6 protein-coding genes are annotated in these 5439 nt (G+C 56.7%); 1 reads left to right on the forward strand and 5 read right to left on the reverse strand.

The window, feature by feature from the left end; genetic code table 11:
* Window positions 1-509 (forward strand): YidB family protein (locus tag FV223_RS19115; RefSeq protein WP_147728490.1); only part of this gene is annotated, 509 nt, incomplete at its 5' end.
* Between the two features lie 157 nt (window positions 510-666).
* On the opposite strand, the gene FV223_RS19120 is transcribed toward FV223_RS19115, so the two are convergent.
* The 5 genes from FV223_RS19120 to fabG form a co-directional block, all read right to left on the reverse strand.
* On the reverse strand, window positions 667-1722 hold the full coding sequence (locus FV223_RS19120) for a hypothetical protein (RefSeq protein ID WP_147728491.1): 1056 nt from the start codon (window positions 1720-1722) through the stop codon (window positions 667-669).
* A 15-nt stretch (window positions 1723-1737) separates the two neighbouring features.
* Window positions 1738-2628 carry a hypothetical protein gene (locus tag FV223_RS19125; RefSeq protein WP_147728492.1) on the reverse strand — a complete coding sequence of 297 codons (891 nt, stop codon included), beginning with the start codon at window positions 2626-2628 and terminating at the stop codon, window positions 1738-1740.
* A 352-nt stretch (window positions 2629-2980) separates the two neighbouring features.
* Entirely contained in the window at window positions 2981-4240 is a 1260-nt protein-coding gene (gene fabF / locus FV223_RS19130; protein ID WP_147728493.1) for a beta-ketoacyl-ACP synthase II, read from the reverse strand.
* A gap of 99 nt (window positions 4241-4339) precedes the next feature.
* On the reverse strand, window positions 4340-4579 hold the full coding sequence (locus FV223_RS19135) for an acyl carrier protein (protein WP_066926221.1): 240 nt from the start codon (window positions 4577-4579) through the stop codon (window positions 4340-4342).
* Between the two features lie 299 nt (window positions 4580-4878).
* Window positions 4879-5439 (reverse strand): 3-oxoacyl-ACP reductase FabG (gene fabG, locus FV223_RS19140; protein WP_147728494.1); only part of this gene is annotated, 561 nt, incomplete at its 5' end.

The raw sequence follows: 5439 nt of genomic DNA on the forward strand, positions 1-5439 counted from the left end.
GCCCCGACACCGAGCGCTCCGGCGGCGCCGGTCCCTACGGCCGCGATCCCGGCCACTCCGCCGACGATTCCGCCCAGGATCCCGGCGACATCGGCGGCTTCGACCAGGAGGGCGGCCGCCGCGACGCGCCGCTGCCGCCCGGCGATTTCAGCGATCTCTCCGGCATGCTCGACGGTCCCGGCGACCGAGCCAATGTTCCTCAATCAGGAAATGTTTCATATGAAACATCGGGCGAGACCGGCGGGCTCGACGGCCTCGTCGACCGCTTCCGCCAGGGCGGCCTCGCCGACGTGATCGACTCGTGGATCGGCCACGGCAGCAACCGCAGCATCGAGCCCCACGACCTCGCCCGCGCGCTCGGCCCCGACACCCTCGGCGCGCTCCAGAGCCAGACCGGGATGGACCGGGACTCGCTGCTGTCGCAGCTGTCTCAGGTGTTGCCGGAGGTGGTGCACGGGCTCACGCCGCAGGGGCGCGTGCCGGATGCGGGGGAGCGGCGGGGGTGGTGAGCGTTTTTAAATAAGAAGATCCTATTCGGTATTTATTGTTGAAAGTCGCTTAACAAAAGAAGATCCGTCGAACCCCGAATACGAAGCGACGCATGAAATGCTGGATTTAAAACAAGTAAAGGATCTTCGAGTTTTTCTACTATTATGTTCATCTTCGTCATGTCATATCCAAGATTATATATGACAAGTCCTGATGGCCACCCCTGCGGATACCAAAAAATCCATAGTACAGAAGATGATTAACAATTTGTAGGCTTTTTTCGTTAGTTAGCTTGTGCTTCGCGAACATCGAGATAACTTCAGTTTTTCTATGAAGTTCGTTCTCTTCAAAAAATCGATACAAAATTTTATCTGCATCAACTTCAATATCAATAAGCTCGCGGTTTGCATCAGCGAGGACGTCATTGGAGTATGCTTCTAGGCCTTTGATAATGTCGTCACGTAGAATCGAATCATGGCCCATATTCACAGCAATGCCACGGCACAACGAGAAAGCCTTCAATAGATTTCTCGGTCTCATAAGGCATCGATCTATTATATAGTTTGATGTTTCCTCTCCTGATATATGGGATATACACAGAACCGACCAGATGTCCGAAAACGTCTTATCCTTATAAAAATCATTTTGAACAAATCTTTTTCTCATCATTTCTCTGAGAAGATCTCGGTCTTGCCAATCCAGAGAAGCTCGAAGTTCCTTACCGAAATCAGAAGATCTTCTTACAGGCAATTCGTATATATCGTTTCGGATGAAGACAATAGCGCTGATTAAAACTGCCTTTTTGGAAAGTTCGCGTTGTATTTTTCGGTTTGCGTCAATCAAACACCTCAACATTAACACGTCGGTTTTGGATACGCCATGAGATGCCCAGCCTTTATCTAAGTTATCGAGCAATATCCAAATCGAATCTTTCTGCAGTAAGTATTGAGTGACCTTTTCCCTCAACTGTCTAATGTCACTGAGATATATCAACTGAGTTATCTGTGAATTACTCAGCTTGAAATCCGATGAGCCTGCATCGGACAGCTTTATTTCATGAAATTTCTCGGCAATTGATTCAGATAAAATCGAAAGTCTTTCTGAGAAATCAGCTGCTTCGCCTAAACTATCTGATCCAAAGCTACTTTCTAGATCATCATATAGCCGCTTAAGCTTGACATCCCGATAGTGGAACTTCTTGTCTTTCTCAAGTATTTTATAGCAAATTTCCATCAAAATAATGTATTCCTAGGGTGCTGTTATCAAATGACTCTGGGCTCCTTCTGCAAGATAACTTAGAACATCGTCTTTTAGTTTAAGTAGTTGGAAGGCTTCGGGGTGTAAATCAACAACTATGTTTTTGTTGTTCTGACTAAAGCGAGATACAAGCTGCAAAAATAGAGCTGTCTTTCCAGTTCCTTTGCGTCCGACAATCAAATTGACTTCACCACGCATTGCGCGGTGAAATTCATCAGTTCGCAAGTAGTATTGCGAGAGTGTAGAGTCTTCGTTTTCTGCCATTGGGTCGCCGAGGCGCAGATCCGCTAGAAAGTTTTTGTTTTCTATTTCTTCTCTGACGGCACTTCCTTTGAGTTCGTAAAACTCAAAAGCAAAATCGTGTACGAACTCATCGATTTGAGTAAAATTTCGATACGTCTGAACAAAGTCACGAACATCGAGAGGGGCAGGCCCTCCGTCATTCTGGATAAGGAGCAATTTTTTTTCTAGACCATAAGCTAGGCCAGCGACGAAGGCCGCTCTAATATTGTGGATATCGGCGTCTTTCTCATCAGAAGAGAGAATGGGTACTATCACTCCAAGAGATTTACTTACCTGCTCCATCGCGAATGGAGCGGACAATCTCATGTCCTCAAAGGGATTGAAACTACGAAATTTAAGTCGAGCTTTCTTAACTCTTCCGACTAAACGCATCATTGCGTCGGTTCGAGTCGGAGGCTCTAATATAAACACCGGAATATTTTGGTCTAATGCTTTTGTAAATTTTAATGCAGGCGTGCGCCTCGCTCTATTGACTACATCTAAAAGTTGAGACGAATTTTGATATTCAAGATAGCCCAGGGTGTCAAAGATACCAATTTGAGAAAATGTATACTTCTCTTTATCTATTCCACTATTCATAGTCAGAATGACGGGCTTGGATTTTGCAATAGCATAACCGATTTCAAATGTGACATTGAAATTTGTGATTGTTATGTCTGCAACTAGATGCTGACTTGCATCAATATGCTCTAGGATAGGTGATATTAAGGGTTGACCGACGATCTCGTTCTCCCCAAAGCCGCAAATGGAATGGGTCGTTGATTTCCTTCAAGTCGAATGCTGCTAAATTAAAACAATCAGATATAATGCGAGGCTTTGATGGATACGCTGCAAACGAATTGATCAAGCTCGCCATTATTTACCTCAGATGGCGGACCAAGCCAATCCGCTTCTGTAGGTATGTTATTCAACTTTAGGTCGCTGTAAAGGATCAAACCCGCCGCATCACCAAGCTCGCATTCGTCCCGCCAAACCCGAACGAGTTCGACAGGGCGATGTCCACCCGCCGGCGCTTGGCCTCGTGCGGGACGAGGTCGAGGGCGGTCTCGACGCTCGGGTCGTCGAGGTTGAGGGTCGGGGGGATGACGCCGTCGCGGATGGTCAGGATCGAGAAGATCGCCTCGATCGCGCCGGCGGCGCCGAGGAGGTGGCCGACGGCGGACTTGGTCGAGGACATCGCGACGCCCTGGGCCGAGGCGCCGAGCAGGCGCTCGACGGCGCGCAGCTCGAGCTCGTCGCCCATCGGCGTCGAGGTGCCGTGGGCGTTGATGTAGTCGATCGCGCCCGGGTCGATGCCGGCGCGCTTCACGGCCGCCGTCATGCAGCGGAAGGCGCCGTCGCCGTCCGGCGAGGGAGAGGTGATGTGGTAGGCGTCGCCCGACATGCCGTAGCCGACCACCTCGGCGTAGATCTTGGCGCCGCGGGCCTTGGCGTGCTCGTACTCCTCGAGCACCACCACGCCGGCGCCTTCGCCCATCACGAAGCCGTCGCGGGCCTTGTCGTAGGGGCGCGAGGCCTTGGTCGGCGTGTCGTTGAAGCCGGTGGACAGCGCCCGGCAGGCGGCGAAGCCCGCGATCGACAGCCGGTCGACCGGCGATTCGGCGCCGCCCGCGACCATCACCTCGGCATCGCCCAGCATGATCAGGCGGGCGGCGTCGCCGATCGCGTGCGTGCCGGTGGAGCAGGCGGTGACGACGGCGCTGTTCGGACCTTTCAACCCGTGCGCGATCGAGACCTGGCCCGAGGCCATGTTGATGATGCGGCCGGGGATGAAGAACGGCGAGATCCGCCGCGGGCCCTTGTCCTTCAGGGTCACCGAGGCGTCGTAGATGCCGCCGATGCCGCCGATGCCGGAGCCGATCATCACGCCGGTGGCGCACTGGTCCTCGTAGCTCGTCGGGTGCCAGCCGGCGTCGTCGAGCGCCTGGCCCGCGGCGGCCATCGCGAAGACGATGAACGGGTCGACCTTGCGCTGCTCCTTCGGCTCCATCCAGGCGTCGGGATCGAAGGTGCCGTCGCTGCCGTCGCCCAGCGGCACCGTGCAGGCGATGCGGCAGGCGAGGTCCGAGGTCTCGAAGGTGGTGATCGGCCCGGCGCCGCTGTCGCCGGCGATCAGCCGGCTCCAGGTGTGCTCGACTCCGCTGCCGAGCGGCGTGACCATCCCCAGACCCGTAACCACCACCCGCCGCATCGCGCTATCCCGAACCCGTTCCGCTTGAACAACGACAGCGGCGCGTCGGGTGTTTCCACCCCGCCCGCGCCGCGTCGACCCGAAGGACGTTTTGGCCGATCAGGCGGCCGAGTTCTTCTCCAGGAACTTCACCGCATCGCCGACCGTCTGGATGGTCTCGGCGGCGTCGTCCGGAATCTCGACGTTGAACTCTTCCTCGAACGCCATCACGAGCTCGACGGTGTCGAGGCTGTCGGCACCGAGGTCGTCGATGAAGTTGGCGCCCTCGACCACCTTCTCGGGCTCGACGCCCAGGTGCTCGACGACGATCTTCTTCACGCGCTCAGCGATATCGCTCATCGTTGCTGGTCCTCGGTCTTCACGTTACGTGGGTGAAAGGAATGGCGCCGTTGCCGCCGTGGCCCTTGCTTCGGGCCGGTCCTGTTTCGAGCGGCTGGTGACCGAACGCGCTGGGTCCTGAAATCCTGTTGGCCTTGGACTCGGAACCCGCCGAACCGTCAACCCCTTGCACGGCAGCCGGGGTGTTAACACAGGGTTTAGGCGCTGGCGAGGCCCGGTTCACGAACCGTTCATCGGTGTGCTCCGGGCGCCGATTCCGCCGCGTTTTCCGCGGGATGGCCGGGCCGCGCGCCCCGGCGTCACACCATCGCCATGCCGCCGTTGACGTGCAGCGTCTGGCCGGTGACGTAGGCCGCTTCCGCCGAGGCGAGGTAGACCACGGCGGCGGCCACCTCCGCGCCCTCGCCGAGGCGCCCGGCCGGCACCCGGCCGAGGATGCCCTCGCGCTGCTTCTCGTTGAGCACGTCGGTCATCGGCGAGGCGATGAAGCCGGGGCTGACGCAGTTCACGGTGACGTTGCGCGAGGCGACCTCCGCCGCCAGCGCCTTGGTCAGCCCGACGAGCCCGGCCTTGGCCGCCGCGTAGTTGCCCTGGCCGGGGTTGCCGGTGGTGCCGACCACCGAGCCGATGTTGACGATGCGCCCGGCCCGCCGCCGCATCATCCCCCGCACCGCCGCCCGCGACAGGCGGAACGCGGCGGTGAGGTTGACGGCGATGACCTGGTCCCACTCCTCGTCCTTCATCCGCACGAAGATGTTGTCCCGGGTGATGCCGGCGTTGTTGACGAGGATGTCGAGACCGCCGAGCGCGGCCTCCGCCGCCGGCACCAGCGCCTCGACGGCGGCCGTGTCGGACAGGTT

The sequence above is a fragment of the Methylobacterium sp. WL116 genome, assembly GCF_008039455.1.
Taxonomy (GTDB): domain Bacteria; phylum Pseudomonadota; class Alphaproteobacteria; order Rhizobiales; family Beijerinckiaceae; genus Methylobacterium.

Excerpts from the sequence above, each read along its gene's own strand:
- FV223_RS19120 (WP_147728491.1), bottom strand. The coding sequence starts at position 1,722 with ATGGAAATTTGCTATAAAATACTTGAGAAAGACAAGAAGTTCCACTAT.
- FV223_RS19125 (WP_147728492.1), bottom strand. The coding sequence starts at position 2,628 with ATGAATAGTGGAATAGATAAAGAGAAGTATACATTTTCTCAAATTGGT.
- fabF (WP_147728493.1), bottom strand. The coding sequence starts at position 4,240 with ATGCGGCGGGTGGTGGTTACGGGTCTGGGGATGGTCACGCCGCTCGGC.
- FV223_RS19135 (WP_066926221.1), bottom strand. The coding sequence starts at position 4,579 with ATGAGCGATATCGCTGAGCGCGTGAAGAAGATCGTCGTCGAGCACCTG.